Annotated in this window: 21 protein-coding genes; all 21 read right to left on the bottom strand. The window is 49.4% G+C overall.

All coding sequences use genetic code 11. The features are described 5' to 3' along the window. Positions 1 to 245 precede the first annotated feature (245 nt). Entirely contained in the window at positions 246 to 1376 is a 1131-nt protein-coding gene (rpoD, locus tag OHJ21_RS01145) for an RNA polymerase sigma factor RpoD (protein ID WP_076321292.1), read from the bottom strand. A 42-nt stretch (positions 1377 to 1418) separates the two neighbouring features. Then, a complete protein-coding gene (gene dnaG, locus OHJ21_RS01140) occupies positions 1419 to 3236 on the bottom strand; it encodes a DNA primase (protein WP_100535922.1) in 1818 nt (605 codons plus the stop codon). A 41-nt stretch (positions 3237 to 3277) separates the two neighbouring features. Then, positions 3278 to 3757, bottom strand: a complete 480-nt coding sequence (locus tag OHJ21_RS01135; protein ID WP_486019197.1) for a YaiI/YqxD family protein — start codon at positions 3755 to 3757, stop codon at positions 3278 to 3280. 326 nt (positions 3758 to 4083) lie between these two features. Next, positions 4084 to 6159, bottom strand: a complete 2076-nt coding sequence (gene glyS, locus OHJ21_RS01130) for a glycine--tRNA ligase subunit beta (protein ID WP_486019196.1) — start codon at positions 6157 to 6159, stop codon at positions 4084 to 4086. Beyond that, a complete protein-coding gene (glyQ, locus tag OHJ21_RS01125) occupies positions 6152 to 7039 on the bottom strand; it encodes a glycine--tRNA ligase subunit alpha (protein ID WP_127592080.1) in 888 nt (295 codons plus the stop codon). Before glyQ ends, glyS begins: the two co-directional genes overlap by 8 nt. 368 nt (positions 7040 to 7407) lie before the next feature. After that, positions 7408 to 8163: a DNA repair protein RecO gene (recO, locus tag OHJ21_RS01120; RefSeq protein WP_100535918.1), complete on the bottom strand. Its 756-nt coding sequence runs from the start codon at positions 8161 to 8163 to the stop codon at positions 7408 to 7410. Between the two features lie 36 nt (positions 8164 to 8199). After that, positions 8200 to 8340, bottom strand: a complete 141-nt coding sequence (locus tag OHJ21_RS01115) for a YqzL family protein (protein WP_074961956.1) — start codon at positions 8338 to 8340, stop codon at positions 8200 to 8202. Positions 8341 to 8477: 137 nt separating this feature from the next. Beyond that, a complete protein-coding gene (era, locus tag OHJ21_RS01110; RefSeq protein ID WP_100535917.1) occupies positions 8478 to 9380 on the bottom strand; it encodes a GTPase Era in 903 nt (300 codons plus the stop codon). Between the two features lie 71 nt (positions 9381 to 9451). Next, positions 9452 to 9859, bottom strand: a complete 408-nt coding sequence (cdd, locus tag OHJ21_RS01105; RefSeq protein WP_486019195.1) for a cytidine deaminase — start codon at positions 9857 to 9859, stop codon at positions 9452 to 9454. Positions 9860 to 9879: 20 nt separating this feature from the next. Then, the gene (locus tag OHJ21_RS01100; RefSeq protein WP_486019194.1) at positions 9880 to 10263 is read right to left on the bottom strand and encodes a diacylglycerol kinase family protein; all 384 of its coding nucleotides are present in this window, start codon (positions 10261 to 10263) and stop codon (positions 9880 to 9882) included. Then, a complete protein-coding gene (gene ybeY, locus OHJ21_RS01095) occupies positions 10263 to 10760 on the bottom strand; it encodes an rRNA maturation RNase YbeY (protein WP_100535915.1) in 498 nt (165 codons plus the stop codon). Before ybeY ends, OHJ21_RS01100 begins: the two co-directional genes overlap by 1 nt. A gap of 1 nt (position 10761) precedes the next feature. After that, positions 10762 to 13062 carry an HD family phosphohydrolase gene (locus OHJ21_RS01090; protein ID WP_486019193.1) on the bottom strand — a complete coding sequence of 767 codons (2301 nt, stop codon included), beginning with the start codon at positions 13060 to 13062 and terminating at the stop codon, positions 10762 to 10764. 14 nt (positions 13063 to 13076) lie between these two features. Further along, positions 13077 to 14048 carry a PhoH family protein gene (locus tag OHJ21_RS01085; protein ID WP_009590792.1) on the bottom strand — a complete coding sequence of 324 codons (972 nt, stop codon included), beginning with the start codon at positions 14046 to 14048 and terminating at the stop codon, positions 13077 to 13079. 6 nt (positions 14049 to 14054) lie between these two features. After that, positions 14055 to 15248 carry a sporulation protein YqfD gene (gene yqfD / locus OHJ21_RS01080; protein WP_486019192.1) on the bottom strand — a complete coding sequence of 398 codons (1194 nt, stop codon included), beginning with the start codon at positions 15246 to 15248 and terminating at the stop codon, positions 14055 to 14057. Further along, a complete protein-coding gene (gene yqfC / locus OHJ21_RS01075; protein ID WP_071222936.1) occupies positions 15245 to 15538 on the bottom strand; it encodes a sporulation protein YqfC in 294 nt (97 codons plus the stop codon). Before yqfC ends, yqfD begins: the two co-directional genes overlap by 4 nt. A gap of 198 nt (positions 15539 to 15736) precedes the next feature. Beyond that, positions 15737 to 16315 carry a hypothetical protein gene (locus OHJ21_RS01070; RefSeq protein WP_486019191.1) on the bottom strand — a complete coding sequence of 193 codons (579 nt, stop codon included), beginning with the start codon at positions 16313 to 16315 and terminating at the stop codon, positions 15737 to 15739. 18 nt (positions 16316 to 16333) lie between these two features. Then, the gene (floA, locus tag OHJ21_RS01065) at positions 16334 to 17341 is read right to left on the bottom strand and encodes a flotillin-like protein FloA (RefSeq protein ID WP_113060205.1); all 1008 of its coding nucleotides are present in this window, start codon (positions 17339 to 17341) and stop codon (positions 16334 to 16336) included. 93 nt (positions 17342 to 17434) lie between these two features. Further along, entirely contained in the window at positions 17435 to 18796 is a 1362-nt protein-coding gene (locus OHJ21_RS01060; RefSeq protein ID WP_486019190.1) for an NfeD family protein, read from the bottom strand. Between the two features lie 258 nt (positions 18797 to 19054). Then, positions 19055 to 19495: a GatB/YqeY domain-containing protein gene (locus tag OHJ21_RS01055; RefSeq protein WP_006209020.1), complete on the bottom strand. Its 441-nt coding sequence runs from the start codon at positions 19493 to 19495 to the stop codon at positions 19055 to 19057. A 16-nt stretch (positions 19496 to 19511) separates the two neighbouring features. Beyond that, entirely contained in the window at positions 19512 to 19685 is a 174-nt protein-coding gene (gene rpsU, locus OHJ21_RS01050; protein ID WP_005547957.1) for a 30S ribosomal protein S21, read from the bottom strand. 184 nt (positions 19686 to 19869) lie between these two features. Continuing rightward, positions 19870 to 20229, bottom strand: coding sequence for a histidine triad nucleotide-binding protein (locus OHJ21_RS01045; RefSeq protein WP_071222932.1), 360 nt, complete (start codon positions 20227 to 20229; stop codon positions 19870 to 19872). Positions 20230 to 20293: the final 64 nt, after the last annotated feature.

Genomic DNA, 20293 nt, shown 5'->3' with positions numbered 1-20293 from the left:
CATATTTTCGTCCAAATCACGACCTATTCCTTACCCTAACAGAGACGATACCAAACTGCAAACCGGCAAATCCGGTGAACATAAGTTGTGCCTCGCCATTTGCAATGGGTCCGAAAAAGAGCTAAAATAAAGACCAATAAAACAAATGCAGGAAGAAATTCCATAACCAAGAAACTTATACATGCCATGCATGAATTCGAAAAAAAGGACCTGCTGCGATTACTGCAGAAGGTCCGTGGATTAAGCTATTCGAGGAAATCCTTTAACCGCTTGCTGCGGCTCGGGTGACGAAGCTTACGGAGCGCTTTCGCTTCAATCTGTCGAATCCGTTCGCGTGTAACACCGAACACTTTGCCGACCTCTTCCAGTGTTCTCGTGCGGCCATCATCGAGTCCGAAACGAAGACGTAGTACGTTCTCCTCGCGCTCTGTCAGCGTATCCAGCACATCTTCGAGCTGTTCCTTCAGAAGCTCGTAAGCGGCCGCATCGGCAGGAGCGAGTGCTTCCTGATCCTCGATGAAATCTCCGAGATGGGAGTCATCTTCCTCACCGATCGGCGTTTCCAGCGAAACCGGCTCCTGAGCAATCTTCATAATCTCCCGGACTTTCTCAACACTGAGTTCCATCTCGGCAGCAATTTCCTCCGGCGAAGGCTCACGTCCGAGCTCCTGGAGAAGCTGTCTGGATACACGAATCAGTTTGTTGATGGTCTCCACCATATGCACAGGAATTCGGATGGTACGGGCCTGGTCAGCAATAGCGCGCGTGATTGCTTGGCGAATCCACCATGTCGCATACGTACTGAATTTGAAACCCTTTTTGTAATCGAACTTCTCTACGGCTTTGATCAAACCCATGTTGCCCTCCTGAATCAAATCCAGGAACAGCATTCCTCGTCCGACATAACGCTTCGCGATACTTACAACGAGACGCAGGTTGGCTTCGGCCAGACGGCGCTTGGCTTCCTCATCCCCCTGTTCAATCCGGTTGGCAAGTTCAATCTCATCATCAGCTGACAACAGCGGAACCCGGCCAATTTCCTTCAGATACATCCGTACCGGGTCGTTAATCTTGATCCCAGGAGGCAGTGAAAGATCGTCGTCAAACCCAAAATCCTCATTATCATGGGATTCGGAATCTCCCGATTGCCGGTGAGTACCCTCTTCGTCATTCTCATTTACCACATCGATACCCAGGTCGGCCAGCTGCTCGTAGAACTCTTCCATCTGCTCCGTGTCCTGATCAAATGGCGATAATTTCTCCATAATGTCTTTATAGCTTAATACGGATCTCTTTTTACCCTGTTCAATCAACTGATCCTTGACTTGATCCAGCGTAAATTCCGTTTCTAGTTCAGTATGCTGATCATTCGCCATCATTCGACTCCCTCCTCCCTAGAAACAGCAATGTGCGGGGCTTCATTGTCTTTCTAGGGCGATAATCTCACTTGCAATTTGCGCGGCTCGCAAAAAATCACCTGAGCGCTCCGCTTTTATCATTTCTTCTTTTTTCTGGTCGATCTCTCTCTGCTGCGGAAATTTCAGCACCTCACGTATGCAATCATCGAGCACTTGAACATTCCACTCGGCTGGTGCTTCCATCATCATGATCGAGCTGACCGTCATTTCCAAACGATCGTCGTGGAGCGATGACATGAAACGGCTGATATCCGGAGATTTACCTTGTGCGTAAAAAGCATATAGATAAGCAGCAATTGCCGCATGATCTTCAATATTAAACGCTTCTCCCAGGCGATCGCCTACGTATCGCGCGGCCTCCGCATCCTGCAGCATCAGCGACAGCAGCCGCCGCTCTGCGGCATGGTAAGCAGGCAGAAGTACCGGGGCGGGCTGGCGCCCTTTTTTATGCCTACCATTATTCCACCTTTTTTCCTTATTATCCCCATCACCCATCTTTTTTTGCATCGATTGCCGAAGCAGATTGCAATCCTGCTTAAGACTCTCATAGGAAAGATGGAGCTCGGAGGACAATTCCCTCAAGTAAACTTCTCGTTCAGTCGAGGAATTCAGTACGGCGATAATGGGCAATGCCTCTTTGGCGTACGCAATCTTACCATCTTCTTCTAGCAGTATATGGTTTTTCTTCAGATATATAAGTTTAAATTTTGTTGTTGAAACAGCTGTCTCTACGACATGCCTGAAACGCTCGGCACCGAATTTGCGGATGTAATCATCCGGATCCATTCCTTCGTTCACCAAAGCGATTCGTACCCTGAGACCAACGCCTTCGAGCATTGGAATGACTTTTAACGCAGCAGCCATACCGGCTTTATCACCGTCATAGACAACAACAACTTCTTCAGCCACCGATTTCATGATTGCCACTTGGTTTTCCGTTAGAGAGGTCCCCATGGTTGCCACACCGTTGTGAAGTCCTGCTTCCCATGACGAAATTACATCGCCGTAACCTTCGAATAACAGAATTTGACGCAATTTGCGTATGGATGTCTTCGCCTGGTGCAGGTTGTACAATGTGCGGCTCTTATTAAATAGAAGTGTCTCCGGGGAATTCAGGTACTTCGGTTGACCGTCCCCCAGTATTCTGCCAGCAAACGCGATGACCTTGCCGCTGCGGTCATGTATCGGAAACATGATTCGTCCGCGAAAACGGTCGAGATAGCCTTCTTGTTCATGTCTTGCGGATAATAAACCGCCCTTTTCCATCTCTTTCAAGTCAAAGGATCGCTTCGTCAGGAACTGAACGAGCGTGTCCCAACGATCTGGCGCATAACCGATTTGGAACTGGTCAATCATTTTGTCGCTCATTCCGCGGGATCGTAAATACTTCATGGCTTCCGTACCATGCTCCGTATTCTTCAACAGAAAATGGTACAGCTTGGCGCTAAGCTCATAGGCTTCAATCAAACGTTCTTTTTCCGGATTACGAGGAATTACGGGAACTCCTTGACCTTCCGGCAACGAGATATCATTCTCTTCTGCCATTGTCTTGACGGCTTCGGGAAAAGAAAATCCTTCGATTTCCATTCTAAATTTAATGGCGTTTCCGCCCTTACCGCAGCCATAGCAGTAAAAGATTTGGCGTTCCGGTGTAACCGTAAAGGAAGGAGTTTTCTCTGAGTGAAACGGGCACAAGCCCTTCAGGTATTTCCCCTGTTTGGTAAGATGCACGTATTTGCTGACCGTGTCCACAATATCGCTTTTGGCCAGTACTTCCTCAATGACATCATCCGGAATATTACCTTGTCCGGTACTCATCCAAACCACCTTCATCTCTTTTGGCACGTAAATAGTATTCGCTACGGGTGGACATTCTCCTGCAATTCATGCAAAAGTTTTGTCAGTTTATGTTGAAAAAAACTCCGGTCCTCGTCAAGCAGCTTTTTGGGCCCTTTGCCATACTTTCCCTGCTTCCTCGCCCTCGCCTGATGGTGACGGGAATCCAGCATGAAATCGATATCCGTATTATGAAAAATACGACCGCGAAAGGAGATCACATGGCATGATTTGGCAAGCGCAAGTGCAGCCAGTCCATAATCCTGCGTCACCACGATATCCCCCCTGGATATGTGGTTAGCGATGTATAGGTCCGCACTTTGATCACTCCGATCCACCTGGACCGTCGTAACCCCATCTTCTGCCTGCTGCAGATGATCATAAGAAGAAACAAGCAGTACCGGCACACGAAATGTACGAGCAGTCTCTGCGATTTCCTTCTTGACTGGACATGCATCACCGTCAACCACGATCGAAATGGAGTTGCTTTCGTTCATTCGCATCACCGGCTCTTATCGTTAGTCTTGGATTCATCTTTATGCTGTATATTATTATATACGTCTTTGGCAGATTAAAATCCTTCTTCTAAGAAAAACGTCTATCGACGTACTTTCACAGAAGACAGACCGCGTATAGCGGAAGTTATTCTTGCGAGATAAGGATGGTAAGCCTCTGAAGCTTATACTTTCTTATCTCATCAAATAAATAATGACCCTGCCCTTGCTTGATTCAGGCCGTTCATAGCGAAAGCGCCATCCCGTGCATAACCGCGGGCTGTCGCTTTCACTGAACAATGCATTATAACATTTGTAAAATCATGCTGTCACTACTACCACACCAATTTTGTGAAATCGGCGTAACGCTTCAAATCTCCATCGATACCGGAGAGCAGTGCGAGACGATTGGCCCGAACCGCTTCGTCCTCTGCCATGACCATAACGGAGTCGAAGAACCCGGTAATCGGTTCTTTGAGTCCACCCAGCAAGGACAAAGAGCGTTCGCCGTCAGCAGCTTTCAGCGCAGCATGGTAATCTTCGCGAATCGCGTTCCAAGCTTCATAAAGCTTGCCTTCTTCCGTTTCCGTGAACAGTTCAGGATTGACAGCAGCCTTGCCGGCCTTGGCTGCCAAATTGCTGACCCGGTTGAAGGATTCTACCGTTGTTTTGAAATCCTGGACATGATCCACAGCATTCATCAGCGCATGACCGCGGGACACAACCGACACCACATGATCAAATCCAGCGGTAATGACGGCATCCACCACATCATAGCGCTGATCTTCGGACAGGAGCTTCTTCACGCGAAGTCCGAAGAACTCTTTGAGGTCCTTGCGGATTTCGTCCGTCGAGCGCTTCAAAACGCGAATGTTTTCGTGAACCTCCAGGGCCACACCGAAGACATCCGATAGCGTCACCGGGAGTTTGTGCTCCAAGATGATCTGAACGATGCCCGCAGCCTGACGGCGCAGTGCATAAGGATCCTGGGAGCCTGTCGGAATGATGCCGATGGAGAAGCATCCCACGATCGTGTCGATTTTATCCGCGATGCTTACGATGGATCCCACCGAGGTGGAAGGCACCGCGTCACCGGCGAAGCGAGGCTGGTAATGCTCAAACACCGCTTTGGCTACCTGCTCCTTCTCACCGGCTTTTCTTGCATAATCCTCTCCCATAACACCCTGCAATTCAGGGAATTCATAAACCATCTGGGTCACCAGATCGAATTTGCAAATATCGGCTGCACGGCTTACAGAATCTGCTTCGTCAGCCGAAATGCTAAGCTTCGCGGACAACTGATCGGAAATCCGGCGGATTCTGCGGACTTTATCGCCGATGGTCCCCAGCTCCTCATGGAAAACGATGCTCTCCAGCTTCGATAAAGCGTCTTTGATCTGAAGCTTCTGATCCTCCTCATAGAAGAATTTCGCGTCCGACAAACGAGCCCGCAGCACCTTTTCATTCCCTCTTGCGATAACGTCCAGGGAACGGCTGTCCCCGCTGCGCACGGTTACGAAGAACGGAAGCAATTGTCCCTGCTTATCCAGCACAGGGAAATACCGCTGATGCTCACGCATTGAAGTAATTAATACTTCCTGCGGAATATGAAGGAATGAGGAGTCGAATGCTCCGTACAGCACGGTTGGGGTCTCAACCAGGAACAATACCTCTTCGAGCAAATCATCCTTGATGGCGATATTCCAATCTTTCTCTTGGGCCAATGCCTGGATCTGCGATACAATCATCTCTTGGCGTTCATTCACATCCACGATGACATGCTGTTCGCGCAATACGTCGCGGTAGGCCGATGCCTCTGGAATAACGGCTTCTCCGCCAAGGAAACGGTGTCCACGGGTCACGTTACCGGCCTTCACGCCCGTAATTTCCAGATCAATCGTCTCACTGCCGAGCAAAGCGACCATCCACTTAATCGGACGGACGAATTTAAATTCGTGCGCCCCCCAGCGCATATTTTTCGGGAAGGTCATCGAAGTCAAAATACCAAGAAGTCCTTCGGACAGGATCGACTTCGTATCCACGCCGACGCTGTTCTTCGTCACATAGATATATTCTACTCCGCCGAGCTCCTTGAACGTAAAACTCTCGGGATCCACGCCCTGGCTTTTTGCAAAACCAAGCGCAGCCTTGCTCCACTGTCCGCTATCATCCAACGCGATCTTGCGGGAAGGCCCTTTCACTTCCTCGCTGACATCCTCTTGTTTATCCGCAACGTTCTGTACCCATACCGCCAAGCGGCGCGGCGTAGCAAATGCCGTCACTTCTCCATGTCCGATTCTAGAAGTTTCCAGCCATTTGACTAATTTGTCCTGAAGCTGTTCCATCGCGGCGCGCAGAAATCTCGCCGGGACCTCTTCCAGACCGATTTCAAACAATAAATCCTTAGACATGGTCTGCGCCCCCTTTCTTAATCAGCGGGAAGCCCAGCTTCTCGCGTTCCTCCAAATACGTAGCTGCAACCTGACGAGCCAGGTTTCGCACGCGCATAATGTACCCCGTTCTCTCCGTTACACTGATCGCCCCTCTGGCATCCAGCAGGTTAAACGTGTGGGAGCATTTTAAAACATAGTCGTATGCCGGGAATACCAAACTTTGGTTCATTGCTTTGTTCGCTTCTTCTTCATACATGTTAAACAGCGTAAATAGCATCTTAACGTCGGACACCTCAAAGGTGTACTTCGAATGCTCGAATTCCGGCTGATGGAATACATCTCCGTAGGTAATGCCGTCTACCCACTCCAGATCGAACACATTCTCTTTATCCTGGATATAGGATGCAAGACGCTCCATGCCATAGGTAATCTCTACAGCGACTGGGCTTGCGTCGATGCCGCCAACCTGCTGGAAGTACGTAAACTGCGTAATTTCCATACCATCCAGCCATACTTCCCAGCCTAGGCCCCATGCACCAAGCGTCGGCGCTTCCCAATTGTCCTCAACAAAACGAATGTCATGATCGAGCGGATTAATGCCAAGACGCTTCAAGCTCTCCAAATACAGCTCTTGAATATTGTCCGGTGAAGGTTTCAAAATAACCTGAAATTGGTGATGCTGATAGAGACGGTTCGGGTTCTCTCCATAGCGGCCGTCAGCAGGCCGACGGGAAGGCTCTACATACGCTACGTTCCAAGGCTCGGGTCCGATCGAACGCAAATACGTCATCGGGTTCATCGTACCGGCACCTTTTTCCGTGTCGTACGGCTGCACGATGATGCAATTCTGTTCCGCCCAAAATTGCTGCAGCGTCAAAATCATCTGCTGGAAGTTCATGATTTTAGCTCCTTTACATTCTTTTTCAAATTCATTCCACCATAATTTTCCATTCTCTGTACAACAAAAAGCTCTCGCCCTACGCCTGTTGTACAGACATAGGGACGAGAGCTGTAGCTTCCCGCGGTTCCACCCTACTTGGCCCTGCTGATTCGCCGACACAATTCAGTCTTCAGCGATAAGCAAAACCCACTTTATCGTTTCACCATGCTCCCGGGTGCCCTGTTCATGAATATCTCCCACCAGGCTTCCACCGCCCCCGGCTCGCTATTTCGCGGATGATCATTCACTACTTTCCCGTTCAATGCATGTCAGTATTCAAAAAACTAATAAACTGATAAATATAATACCTCATTCTATATCTTACGTCAAATATTGTACTTGTCCATTTGGTCCAAAAAGTTTTGCGATTTCAGACGCAGCCCGAGCTGCATATCCATTAAGGCCCGCATGACTTTTTTGAGCTCGGCCTTGGTTTCGTCCTTTACATCCACATTGCCCAGGCGTCTTAAATCCAGACGTCCAAACAGGCGCAGCAGCTTCAGCGTTCTGGGCGAGATCGCCATCGCCGGCGGATCCAGATGTTTGCAATAACGGCACAGGACGCCGCCTAGCCGGGGGCTCACCAACATATCCTCGTCTTTTCTGGGCTGATTGCACGATATGCACACATCCAGCTCCGGCCCGTACCCTGCAGTCTGCAGAATTTTCATCTCGTACAGATTGATGATAATTTGAGGATCCTTATCCTCCTGAAGCGCCTCCAGACAGGCTTTGAGCTGATGAAACCAAAAAGCGCCCGTCTCCTCATCCTGCAGCACCCGATCCAAGAGCTCGCAGGCATAAGAAGCATAGGCCGCTTTCACAAGATCCTCCCTGAGCCCGTGGTGAGACTCCATGATCTCACCGGCATTCAAGTTGCCGAGCCCCGTACCATTTCGGAAGAAAACATACTCTCCATAGGTAAATAGCTGTGTCAGAGCAGCATGTCGGCTTTTCACCTTCTTTGCTCCTCTGACCAGCACGCCTACCTTGCCCGATTCTTTGGTGCAAAGTGTAATGATTTTGTTCCCTTCACCGTAGTCCATGCTGCGGATGACAATCCCTTCCGCCCGATATAGCATGCGCTTTCCCCCAACCATTCCTGGAACAACCAATAATTACTCGTCTTCTTCATGCGGGGCCGCCTCATCTTCAACGGATGCAGCTGTAAGAACCGACTCGCCCTCGGTTTCCTTATACAGCAAATACGCATCGACATCTCCAGTCATCGCAAAATACTTCCACGAAAAATCTCGCATTCGTATTCATCCTCTCTTCGGAAATGACGTTTCGCATCTACGAAAATTAGGATGTGCGCCTAGAGCAGATTTATGAAATGCAATTGTTGGCAGGCGGCACCGTGTATGATTTGCCTCCGATTTGCACTGCGGCTTTATTACTCCCCGCGGTGAAATCCGAGATCGCGAAGAACGCGTTCTTGATTGCGCCAATCTTTTTTAACTTTAACCCAGAGCTCCAAGAAAATCTTGGATCCGAGCAGCCTTTGAATATCCTGACGGGCTTGTCTGCCAACTTCTTTTAGCAGAGCACCCTGCTTGCCGATAATGATACCCTTCTGGGAGTCGCGTTCAACAAAAATAACGGCTGAAATATATACAGTTCCGTTCTCCTCCACCCGCATATCCTCAATGGTAACCGCTATGGAATGAGGAATTTCCTCTCTTGTCATGTGCAAAATTTTCTCGCGAATCAGCTCTGCGCACACGAACTGCTCCGGATGATCCGTCACCTGATCTTCAGGATAATACTGTGGGCCAGGAGGCAAATACTTCTGTATCTGTTCTAGCAGCGTGTCAACATTGCTGCCGAGCTTCGCGGAAATCGGGACGATCTCTGCAAAATCATGCAGCTTCCGATACTGCTCAATCAGAGGCAGCAGTGCGGGCGGCTCAATCTTGTCGATTTTATTCATCACCAGGATGATCGGAGTCTTGATCTTTTGCAGCTGCTCGGCGATGTAACGGTCTCCCCCGCCGATGCCCTCCGAAGCGTCTACCAGAAATAAGGCGGCTTCCACTTCACCCAGCGTGCTCAAAGCAGTCTGATTCATGTAATCCCCAAGCTTGGATTGACGCTTATGAATCCCCGGCGTATCCAGAAAAACCACTTGGGAATCGTTGGTCGTATATACGCCATGAATTTTATTTCTTGTTGTTTGCGGTTTGTCCGACATGATGGCAATCTTCTGACCGATCACCTGATTCATCAGCGTTGATTTTCCTACGTTCGGTCTCCCGATAATAGCCACAAACCCGGACTTAAATTGTTTTTTTTGCATACATTCCTCCGCTACTGTTCCTGTATCTACGTGTTGTGTAAACCTTGATTTGATCCTATTCATTTACAGACTTACTGCTTGTTTAAATCCCATGGACCGAACGCTCCCGGCAGCAGTTCGCTGACGGTCGTCTCCTTGATGTCACCCTTCATATTGCCCATGATCACCTTCATATCCGGCTTGCACAGCTCCACCAGCACTTGCCGGCATACCCCGCATGGCGTGCACGGGCCGTCCGTATCGGCAACAATGGCAATGGCTTGGAAGCTCCCTGCTTCATGACCGTCGGCAATCGCACGGAACAATGCAGTGCGCTCAGCACAATTGGTAGGACCGTATGCGGCATTCTCTACATTACAGCCAAGATGTACCTCTCCACGCGAATCGAGCAGGGCTGCTCCCACACCAAATGTTGAATAGGGTATGTAAGCCCGCGTACGTGCTTTAATCGCTTCCTGCATTAACAATCCTGCTTCCATGTCTAGTTCCTCCTATTTATTTAACTTGTCATTGATTGTATCCATTCCCATACCGGTTCATAGAAGACCAGAATGCCGATCACGACGGCAAACACCGCTGCAACTAACGCTGCACCGGCTGCTGTATCCTTAGCCACCCGAGCTAATACATGTTCTTCTGGCGAGATCAGATCGATAATGGCCTCTACCGCAGTATTTACCAACTCCGCGATAAATACGAGGGCAATCGCCAATACCAAAAACAACCAACTCACTCGGTCCAATTGCAGCAAAGCTGCTGCGATGAATACAATCAAGGCAGCAGCAATGTGGATTTTCATATTGCGTTCCGTTTGTACAGCCGTCAAGATGCCTCGCATCGCGCACCCAAATGCCCTGTATAACGATTGTCTGTGCGGCTTCACTATCTTGTCAATCCTACTTCTGCAAGTACAGCCTCCTGTTTGCCCATCATTTCCGCTTCGCTCGCCTCATCTTGATGATCATATCCGAGCAAATGTAGAAATCCGTGAACAAACAGAAAACCGAGTTCCCGTTCCAACGAATGGCCGTATTCTTCGCTTTGCAGCTTGGCCCGAGGAACCGAGATAATGATATCACCCAGAACATCCGGCACGCTCTCCAGTTCTTCTCCCTCTTCCAGCTCATAAATGATCTCGAGCTCATCGTTCGTAATTTCATTCATCGCAAAAGAGAGGACGTCGGTCGGACGATCGATTCCCCGGTACTCCCGGTTCAATTCATGGATCTGTTCATCATCGACAAAGGTCAGATCCACCTCTCCGTCGGTTACTCCTTCAGCCTCTCCGGCCTTCTGAAGAATCACCTCAAGCAGGGCGATCAATTCCTCGCTAATCTGAAAATCCTCTTGTTCATTATTCCATGCCAGCTGCAGGCTCATTTTATACGCTCCTTCTCTGTTCCTCACTCGTTGCGGATGTCTCGGAAGCAGTCGATATATCGCCATTTGGGGCGGACGGCTTGGGACGCTTCACATCTTCCGGGTATTCGATCCGGGAATGGAAAATCCCCATCACCGTCTCCTTTAACGTCTTGGCGATAATATCCAATTCCTTCATCGTTAAATCGCAATCATTAAACTGATGGTCATCCAGGCGGCCTTTGATAATCTTCTCGATCATCGATTCAACCTGTTCCACCGTCGGTTTACGCAATGAACGGACAGCCGCTTCCACGCTGTCGGCGATGCCGACAATTGCAGACTCCTTGGATTGAGCCTTCGGCCCTGGATAACGGAAATCATCTTCGGTGAAATCCGGTTCGATGCCCTGCTCCTCAGCCTGGCGAACCGCTTTATGATAAAAATAGTGTAAAAACGTTGTGCCATGATGCTGCTCTGCGATATCCCGTATCGGTTTAGGGAGCTTGTACTCCTTGAGCATTTCCACGCCATCCCTTGCGTGAGCAACGATAATGGATTTGCTCAGCTTCGGTTCAATGGAATCATGCGGGTTCTCCATATTGTTCTGGTTCTCGATAAAATAGATCGGCCGCTTGGTTTTTCCGATATCATGATAGTAGGAACCGACGCGGCACATCAGTCCGTTGGCGCCAATCGCTTCCGCCGCAGCTTCGGACAAGTTTCCGACCATGACACTGTGATGATAAGTGCCTGGCGTCTCCGTCAGCAGTTTACGAAGCAGCGGATGGTTCGGGTTCGATAATTCCACCAGCTTCAGTGCCGACAGAATACCGAAGGTGACTTCGAAGAACGGCATTAACCCGATAACCAGGATGGCCGTTAACAATCCGCCCGCGATGGCAAAACCGATCGAATACAGCGTTTCGCTCGTAGTCCATGTATCGTTATTGAGCAGCAGCATAATGAACACGATCAAGGCGCCGAAGAGAGAAGCCATAATGCCGCCCTTCAGCATCGTCGACCGCTGGCTTGCGCGGTGAATCGAGAAGATCGCCACGCAGGAAGTCACGGCTGCGAATAACCCGAATTTGAAGTCAAACAATTCGCCTTGGACGTTCAATATGACACTTGCCATGATGCTGAAAATGATGACGCTGAAATAGGCCAACGAGGTTTCCAGCAGCAGGGTAACCAGAATCGCGCCAATCGCGACCGGCGCAAGATATCCCACATACATCTGGGAATCGCTTTGCAGAAATGCGGTCAAATGCATGGTGATCAGCGTGATCACATACACCAAGACCAGCATCAGCAGCTGCGAGTTGTTATATTTGAATTTGCCGGGTTCCGACTGCCGGATGAAAGTCAGTATGCCAAGAGACAGCAAGACGGACAGTAGCAGAACGCCCAGCTCCGGCCAGTAATTAATATCGTCCTTCAGCAGGCCGTTTTTACCAAGCAGCTCATACAGCTCCGGTGTGATAAGCTGGCCTTTCGCCACGAGAATGTCCCCTTGTTTGATAAATACGGGCGGGGTATTCTCCCGGGCCTCAACCTTCGCATTCTTCGTGGCAACCTCATCGTAGAACTTATTGGCCGTAATCGTTAAACTCGCCAATTCCTGAACGACTTCCCTGGCGGTCCGATCATTCAACGAACTTGTGTTCACTCTCTCAGCCACGCGGGTACGGGCCGTATCGGCATCGACGATCTCGTTTAGCATCAGCCTGGATACGATCTCGCGAGCTACAGGCTTCATCTGAATAATATCTTCGGAATTCAACCTCGGCATCTTAATGAATGTTTCCTCGGGAATCCGATAGGTTTGTTCTTCGATGACCCGCTGCATTTCCTGAAGCAGCTCTTTGGAATAGGCTTCGTTCGTGCTGTTGGCCGACACGAAATTTTGCACGAATTCTCTAGCCATTCTCGGAATTTCATTTCGATAAATTTCAACTTTTTCGGCGGAGCTGATATCCACGTCCTGGTTCAAACGTTCAATCCGGTCAAGGATTTGCGTGACCAGAACGTCGTTTCGCAGAGGAACGAGAGGGTAAATCGGCTGGACGTTCTCCGCAGCCGCCTCCTGTGCCTTCAGCGTTGCCTTGCTATCCTCAATTTGTACTGGTGCTACGATATTTTTTTCGCTTTTCGTATTGACCTGTATGTCATACCGCTCCGGCAAAAGCTTGGATGCTAGACTGATATAAAAGAGTAAAGCAAGCAGCAAAAACAGAATATAGCGTGTTGCCACGCTATATTTCCATCCGCTGTTTTTACCCCATATGGACTTGTCCGTCGATGGTTCTTTGGAGGCCATTGCGACAATCCCCTTTAATCTTGGTTTTCTGCTGCTTTATCATAAGCGACGATGATTTTTTGTACTAAAGAGTGACGTACAACATCCTGTTCGGCAAAATAGACGAAGCCGACTTCCTCAATTCCGCTTAATATCGTTTTAGCTTCGATAAGTCCTGATTTTTTGCCCCGCGGCAGGTCAATCTGGGTCACGTCCCCTGTAATGACCATCTTCGAGCCGAATCCAAGCCGTGTCAAAAACATCTTCATCTGTTCCGGCGTGGTGTTCTGTGCTTCATCCAAAATAATAAATGAATCATCCAGCGTCCGCCCGCGCATGTAAGCAAGCGGAGCGATTTCAATCAAGCCACGCTCTAGCGCCTTGGCCGTTTGATCCGGGCCCATCACATCGTATAAGGCATCGTACAATGGTCTGAGATAAGGATCGACCTTCTCCTGCAGGTCTCCGGGCAGGAAGCCCAGGCTCTCTCCAGCCTCTACAGCCGGCCTTGTCAAAATGATCCTTTTGACGGATCCTTCCTTTAGTGCGGCAACAGCCAGAACGACGGCCAGGTAAGTTTTCCCTGTACCGGCAGGACCGATACCGAATACAATATCCCGCTTCTTGATGGTGGTCACATAGTGCTTCTGACCGATGGTTTTTACACGAATAGGCTTACCCTTGAAGGTTGTCGTAATCTCGCCCTTGTACAGATCCAGCAGCTGATCGGCCCTCAGATCCTTGGCGAGTTCCACAGCATAAAGAATATCACGCTCGGTCAAAATGTAGCCGTTGCGCACAAGCTGGAGCAGCACTTCAAACAGCTGCTGAAGACTCTCCACATTTCGATGTTGTCCCCGAATCGTGATGACCGCTTCCCGTGAATCAATCGTCGCAGGAATTTCTTTTTCGATTAATTTAAGAAATGTATCTTGTGGTCCGAATAAGGACAGACCCTCTGACGCGCTTTGAAGTAAAATTTGAATGCTGGTCGTTTGCTGTGACAAATAGCCTCATTCTCCTTGATCGTATACTATGGGAAGTTCTTTTGCGATGGTCTCTTCCACCTCAAAAAGCACTTTCATATAAACTTTACCATTCTCTTTCTTATCATGCAAAATTTTTTGGCTTACGAATTTTGAATCTGTTCCATATTTCGCCAAAATATCCCGGCGTGCCCCCTCGATTCCCTCTTTTTTCGCTTCTTCCTCGCTTATGGTCCGCTGGACCTCGGTAACCTCCATAATCTTTTCGGTCATCCAGCCCAGCGGAAGCACGCGCGTCCTCCACGTAAGCGGATCATAGAAGGTCAAGGTCTCCTGCTGGGAGAACGGAATATCCCCGTAGCCCCACAACTGAACGGCCCGATCGCCAAAAACGATATAGGAGCGCTTCTTCCCTTCCCCCGTATACACCTTATGGGTCTTTACCAATGGGATTTCGATATCGTATTCATGCCATACAAGGCCTTTCACTTCCCCTTTGGCTACAATTCGTTCCGAATTTTCCTCATCCCCAAGGACACCGGAGATCAGAATATCGCCCTTCTTCACCCGGCTGTTGATCCCTACTTTGGGAACCCCCTTCTCAGCGTATATATAGGTGATGACAGCGTCCTGCGTACTGATCAGATGCCTCGGACTCTGGAGCGGCGGTTTCTCCGGTACGGCCGCCTCCACAATCTGTATGCGTATGCGTGTCCCATTGCGTTCCACCCCTACCCATGAAGTTCCCGGAAGGCGGGCGGTCATATTCCCGGACAGCTTGTCCATCGATTGCAGCTTGAATATCCATTGAAACGGGTAGATGCCCTCCTGCTTCGCCGCATCAAGCACATCTTCCGAAGCGATCGTTTCATTCCCCTCGACTTCTACGTTCCACACCATCGAGGAAAGCGTCAACAGAATCATAAAAAACGCAACAACGCCAATAACAAACGCTTTGCGTTTCAACAGGCGGCGGGCTTTGAAGGGGTATCCGTAGCGCCCCTTGATACGCGTACGGCAGCCTGTCCGTTTTAACAGCGGACGGAGCCCTCTGAAATCCTTCAGCAGCAGCTTAAGCTCTGCTGAGTGGGCTCCTGTCGGTGTTACATCCCAAACCGGAATCCCCGCCTCCGCCAATGAATTAATGAATGCTTCCACATGCTCACCGCGAACAGCGAGCTTCAAATATCCTCGAAGATGGATCATCGTCGGAATCTTCACGGTTTCTCCCCCGTTCCTATGTATTGAATATGATGAATGGTGCCAATGATGGTCACTTCATGACTTTGAATAGCCTGAATCGCAAGTCCGGTCCCCGAAATCTCCAAAGAACCCTGCGTTAAAGACAACACAAGTCGTTCCTCGGAAAAATGCCGGACTCCGCGATGATTTTCGATATGCAGCTCTTTATTGCCAATCAGGGTCAACCGCGGCAAATCAAATAACAGGTCCTGTGGCAAATCAAGCATTTCTTGGGTCCATTTCTGCAGCTTGCGGCTGATGCGGGACATATGGAGACTTTCCCCCTTCCTGTACTGTACACCTTATGCCCCAAGAAGCTGTTTTATGAGATCAAAAGTAAAAAGACCGCCCCGTCAAAAAAATCTGACGAGGCGGTCTCCCGCTTCTATAAATCTATGAATTGAGTCTAATTTACGCTGATCTTGTACAAGAAATTTGGCTCGAAGAGCTCGAAAGAATCCGTCAAGTTAACGACGAGGATTCATGGGGCGCTTGGCACGCGGAGTTCCCAGAATTTCGGCCCAAACAATGCCGTTTCGAGCTTGCTCTGCAAGAAACGATCCACTGCCCCTAGACTGTTCACGATCTTCATCACGGCTTTCGACAACCGTTTCAGGTAATGCGATGGTCATCCGGTTCAAATTCGAGTGAATTCGGTTCAAATCCCTCTCCATCATCTCGATTCTATGATCTATGCTATCAGAGTGAGATCTCATCTCTTCCTCACGTCTCGCTCGGTCAATCTCTTGATGTTCCAGAGAGTATCCGTTCCCGGTATCCATTTCTTCTTCATCCATCCGCTCGATCCGGGTGCTTTCCTGAACAGGTGCCGGACGGGAAACTTGCGGAGTCGTCTGCACCCGTCTAACTTCAGGCCGCTGAGGCCGCTGCTGCCCCGGTCTTGCAGGACGGTCCCCTTCGCCGCCGAAGGACGGCATACGGGGATTTTTCCCCTCCTCAGGGTTCTTGCCGCGTCTTCCGAGGGCGGAGATGATGAAGAAGCCTATAACAGCTACAATGTAAAAATTTTCGATTAACCAGCTCACTATAGGCTCACCTCATCGTTACTTGGTTTTGTTGTCTCCGGAATTGTCATTATTTTCACCCATCTTACCGAAGGAACCCCTCATTTGCGTGTCGGCTTCGATATTCTTCAGGTTCATATAATCCATCACGCCCAGTTGACCGCTGCGAAGGGCTTCAGCCATAGCCAATGGAACTTGGGATTCCGATTCCACAACGCGCGCTCTCATCTCTACGACGCGAGCTTTCATCTCTTGCTCTTGGGCTACCGCCATCGCGCGGCGTTCTTCGGCCTTCGCTTGGGCAATGCGCTTGTCGGCTTCCGCCTGTTCTGTTTGCAGGTATGCACCAATATTCTTACCTACATCCACGTCCGCGATATCGATGGACAGAATTTCAAATGCTGTTCCCGCGTCGAGTCCCTTGGACAGGACCGTTCTTGAGATCAGGTCCGGATTTTCAAGGACATCTTTATGCGAATTACTGGAACCTACCGTCGTTACGATACCTTCACCGACACGAGCAATAATCGTCTCTTCGCCAGCACCCCCGACCAAACGGTCAATGTTAGCACGTACGGTTACACGGGCTTTAACTTTGACTTCAATACCGTCTTTGGCTACGGCTGCTACAACCGGCGTTTCGATAACACGTGGGTTAACGCTCATTTGCACCGCCTGCAGAACATCACGTCCGGCAAGGTCAATCGCCGCAGCTCTTTCAAACTCGAGCGGAATATTGGCGCGTTGGGCTGCAATCAAGGCGTTGACCACCCGGTCTACGTTACCGCCTGCGAGATAGTGACTCTCCAGCTGGTTGATGTTAAGGCCAAGTCCTGCCTTGGTTGCCTTGATGAGCGGATTCACAATCCGGCTTGGGGTTACGCGCCGCAGGCGCATGGCCACCAATGTAATAATCCCGATGCGCACGCCGGAAGCGAGCGCCGAAATCCAGAGCATTAACGGGAAGAAACTGAAAAACACGCTAAGCACGATAATCGCGACAACACCGATTAGAAGAATCGGTACCAATGAACCATCCAATTCCATATTCGTTTACCCTCCATTATTAAATATTTGCCTTCATCACTTGGATCGTTTAAACACTAGCCCTTTTAATACTACACAATTCCGTGACGAGGTTCACCCTTTTTCTTCCTCTACCACAATTCTGGTGCCGTCCGTTTTGATGACGCGGACCGGTCGACCGGAATCGATGAATCCTCCGAGGGTAACCACATCAAGCCGCCGTCCCTCAAGCTCCATCGTTCCAGCCGGTCGAAGCGGCGTAATCGAAGTTCCGACCAGACCGATCAGTACATCCCGGTCTTCATTCGGAATATACCCCTGCTCTTTGGATAAGCTGTCACTGAGAATAAACTTCCGCCATATTCCCCGTTCCTTAAATACGAGAGCGACCACGATGATAGCCACCAGAGCACAAGCCGCCCCAATACCTAGGGATAGAGCCACATGAGACGTGCTGTAGGCCGCCATAACAACGCCGGCAATCAAGCTGGCTGATCCAATGATGCCCAGTATCCCGAAGCTTGGCACAAACAGCTCCATTGCCAGCATCACAATACCGATGATAAACAGCAGCCAGGTCTCCCAACCGGCAAATCCAGCGACCTGGTTACCGAAGAAATACAGTACGAATGCAACCACACCAAGAATTCCCGGCACACCAAAGCCCGGAACGATCACTTCGATAATGACACCTGCAATACCGATGAAGAGCAGGAGCGCCATGACACTGGGATGCGTGAGGAAGGTAGCCAGCTTCTCTGAGAAGGTCTGCTCCATCCGAAATACGTCCTGCGTGGAGTAGTCCATCCACGTGATGACTTCTTCCGTGCTGTTCGCAATCGTATCCGCATAGCCCGTCTTCAGCGCTTCATCATGCGTCAAGGATATGATCTCCCCGGGTTGCTTTGTCAATCCAATGTCAGGTAGATCCATCTTCATCTTGAGATCAGCCATCCCCTTGGCAATCTCCGGATTTCGACCTGAAGCTTCAGCGGCACTCGCCATGCTTGTTTTCCACCAGGAAACCATCTTGGCATCCTCGATCGGATTTCCCCTGGCATCCACCATATAAGCCGCGCCAATCATGCTGCCTTCCGACATGGCAATCTTGTCTGCGTTCAGCGCAATGTAACTCCCAGCCGATGCGGCATCACCCGTGATGTAAGCCACAATCGGAATATCGCTGGCCTTCATCAAGGATGCAATTTTACCCGCTTGATCGACCAGGCCTCCCGGCGTATCAATTTCCAGGATGATCAGTCCGGCCCCCATCTTCTCGGCTTCCTTAAATCCACGCTCCATGAAGCTGGTTAAGCCGCGCTCGATCTGCTGCTTGACCGGAATGACATACACCGATCCGATGTTCGCAGCCACCGCGGATTTCATCGGACCTACATACATACCGATCGATATCAGCATCATAACGACGGCTGCCGTGAATGTCAGGAATTTGCGGATCCATAACGGTCTGCTCATCTGTTCCCCTCCTTTTCGACGTATTAAGCCATCTGTACCCTAACTTCGACAAAAAGGGTTCAGCGGCCTGCCTTTTGCATAAGCATATGTATCTACTTGCCCTCATATGGTAGTTATTACGAATCAGAAACGATTTCGTTTCAAAAAGTATGCCCATCCTTAAAAAAAACCATCGCGAAAAGGCGATTCTCGAAAACATCCCTCGGATAAAAAGAAAAAACACCCCTTGAGAAAACAAGGGGTGTTTCACTTATGTTGTTACAGAAATTGTTGAACAACTTGATTGACAAGCTTTCCATCTGCACGCCCTTTAACTTTCGGCATGAGAGCGCTCATTACTTTACCCATCTCGGCTTTTGAAGAAGCACCGGTTTCCTGGATGGTCTGCTGTACAATGACTTTAATTTCTTCTTCAGTAAGCTGTTCCGGGAGGTAGGCGCTAAGGAGCTCAATTTCTGCTTTTGCATCGGCGGCAAGATCGTCGCGTCCCGCTTTTTCAAATTCTTGGAGGGCATCTTTGCGCTGTTTGATTTCACGACTAAAAATATCAAGCACTTCGTTGTCATCCAAACTTCGTTTCAAATCTATTTCAAGATTTTTTATCGTCGAACGAACCATTCGAATCGTTGAGAGTTTGAACTTGTCCTTACTCTTCATCGCTTGCTTCATATCTTCGTTCAATCGTTCGCTAAGATTCATGCTAGTTCAGATCCTCCTAAAACTTTCTCTTACGAGCAGCCTCGGACTTTTTCTTGCGCTTTACGCTTGGCTTTTCATAATGCTTGCGTTTCTTCACTTCAGCCAATACGCCATCTTTAGCAATGGAACGCTTGAAGCGACGAAGTGCAGCATCAATTGTCTCGTTTTTGCGAACTTTAGTTTCAGACACCAGTTTTCCCTCCCTCCGACCAGACCGTCCAAGAGCATTAACACGGTTCATCAAACTTCATTATAGGGCAAACGGAAATAAGGTGTCAACCTTAGGCGTCTATTTTACGATAGTCGAAAAAATTGGAACAACCCCGCTGCGACATTGGACAGCGAGGCTGATCTATTTCTTCATTGGCCCGATGTTATGTATGAGCGGGCGAAATGCCTGTTAAAGCGCCTAAACGGCGACCGCCCATCAGATGATAGTGCACATGAAACACCGATTGTTCCCCATCGGGTCCGCAGTTGTTAATTAATCGGTAACCGCTCTCCGCAATGCCCAGCTTCGCAGCGGCTTCTTTAGCCGCTTTGTGCATCTCGCCAATCAGCAGCAAATCTTCATCCTGAATATCGTTCATGGATGCGATATGCTTCTTGGGAATAATCAGGACATGAACCGGCGCCTCCGGATTAATGTTTTGAAATACAAGCACCTTATCATTTTCGAGTACCTTCGTGGAAGGAAGCTCACCCTCTACGATTTTGCAAAAAAGACAATCCATCACGGTTACCCCTTTCATACGTTACATGCTTTTATCATATAAGAAATTAGGCAATGCGTCCAAT

Origin of the sequence: Virgibacillus sp. LDC1, assembly GCF_025792345.1 — a bacterium.
Classification (GTDB): domain Bacteria; phylum Bacillota; class Bacilli; order Paenibacillales; family Paenibacillaceae; genus Paenibacillus_AQ; species Paenibacillus_AQ lautus.
The sequence above is the reverse complement of the archived record's forward strand: the minus strand, read 5'-3'. Positions and strand labels throughout refer to the sequence as shown.

Excerpts from the sequence above, each read along its gene's own strand:
- rpoD (WP_076321292.1), bottom strand. The coding sequence starts at position 1,376 with ATGGCGAATGATCAGCATACTGAACTAGAAACGGAATTTACGCTGGAT.
- dnaG (WP_100535922.1), bottom strand. The coding sequence starts at position 3,236 with ATGAGTACCGGACAAGGTAATATTCCGGATGATGTCATTGAGGAAGTA.
- OHJ21_RS01135 (WP_486019197.1), bottom strand. The coding sequence starts at position 3,757 with ATGCGAATGAACGAAAGCAACTCCATTTCGATCGTGGTTGACGGTGAT.
- glyS (WP_486019196.1), bottom strand. The coding sequence starts at position 6,159 with ATGTCTAAGGATTTATTGTTTGAAATCGGTCTGGAAGAGGTCCCGGCG.
- glyQ (WP_127592080.1), bottom strand. The coding sequence starts at position 7,039 with ATGAACTTCCAGCAGATGATTTTGACGCTGCAGCAATTTTGGGCGGAA.
- recO (WP_100535918.1), bottom strand. The coding sequence starts at position 8,163 with ATGCTATATCGGGCGGAAGGGATTGTCATCCGCAGCATGGACTACGGT.
- OHJ21_RS01115 (WP_074961956.1), bottom strand. The coding sequence starts at position 8,340 with ATGCGAGATTTTTCGTGGAAGTATTTTGCGATGACTGGAGATGTCGAT.
- era (WP_100535917.1), bottom strand. The coding sequence starts at position 9,380 with ATGCAAAAAAAACAATTTAAGTCCGGGTTTGTGGCTATTATCGGGAGA.
- cdd (WP_486019195.1), bottom strand. The coding sequence starts at position 9,859 with ATGGAAGCAGGATTGTTAATGCAGGAAGCGATTAAAGCACGTACGCGG.
- ybeY (WP_100535915.1), bottom strand. The coding sequence starts at position 10,760 with ATGAGCCTGCAGCTGGCATGGAATAATGAACAAGAGGATTTTCAGATT.
- OHJ21_RS01090 (WP_486019193.1), bottom strand. The coding sequence starts at position 13,062 with ATGGCCTCCAAAGAACCATCGACGGACAAGTCCATATGGGGTAAAAAC.
- yqfC (WP_071222936.1), bottom strand. The coding sequence starts at position 15,538 with ATGTCCCGCATCAGCCGCAAGCTGCAGAAATGGACCCAAGAAATGCTT.
- floA (WP_113060205.1), bottom strand. The coding sequence starts at position 17,341 with ATGGAATTGGATGGTTCATTGGTACCGATTCTTCTAATCGGTGTTGTC.
- OHJ21_RS01060 (WP_486019190.1), bottom strand. The coding sequence starts at position 18,796 with ATGAGCAGACCGTTATGGATCCGCAAATTCCTGACATTCACGGCAGCC.
- OHJ21_RS01055 (WP_006209020.1), bottom strand. The coding sequence starts at position 19,495 with ATGAATCTTAGCGAACGATTGAACGAAGATATGAAGCAAGCGATGAAG.
- OHJ21_RS01045 (WP_071222932.1), bottom strand. The coding sequence starts at position 20,229 with ATGGATTGTCTTTTTTGCAAAATCGTAGAGGGTGAGCTTCCTTCCACG.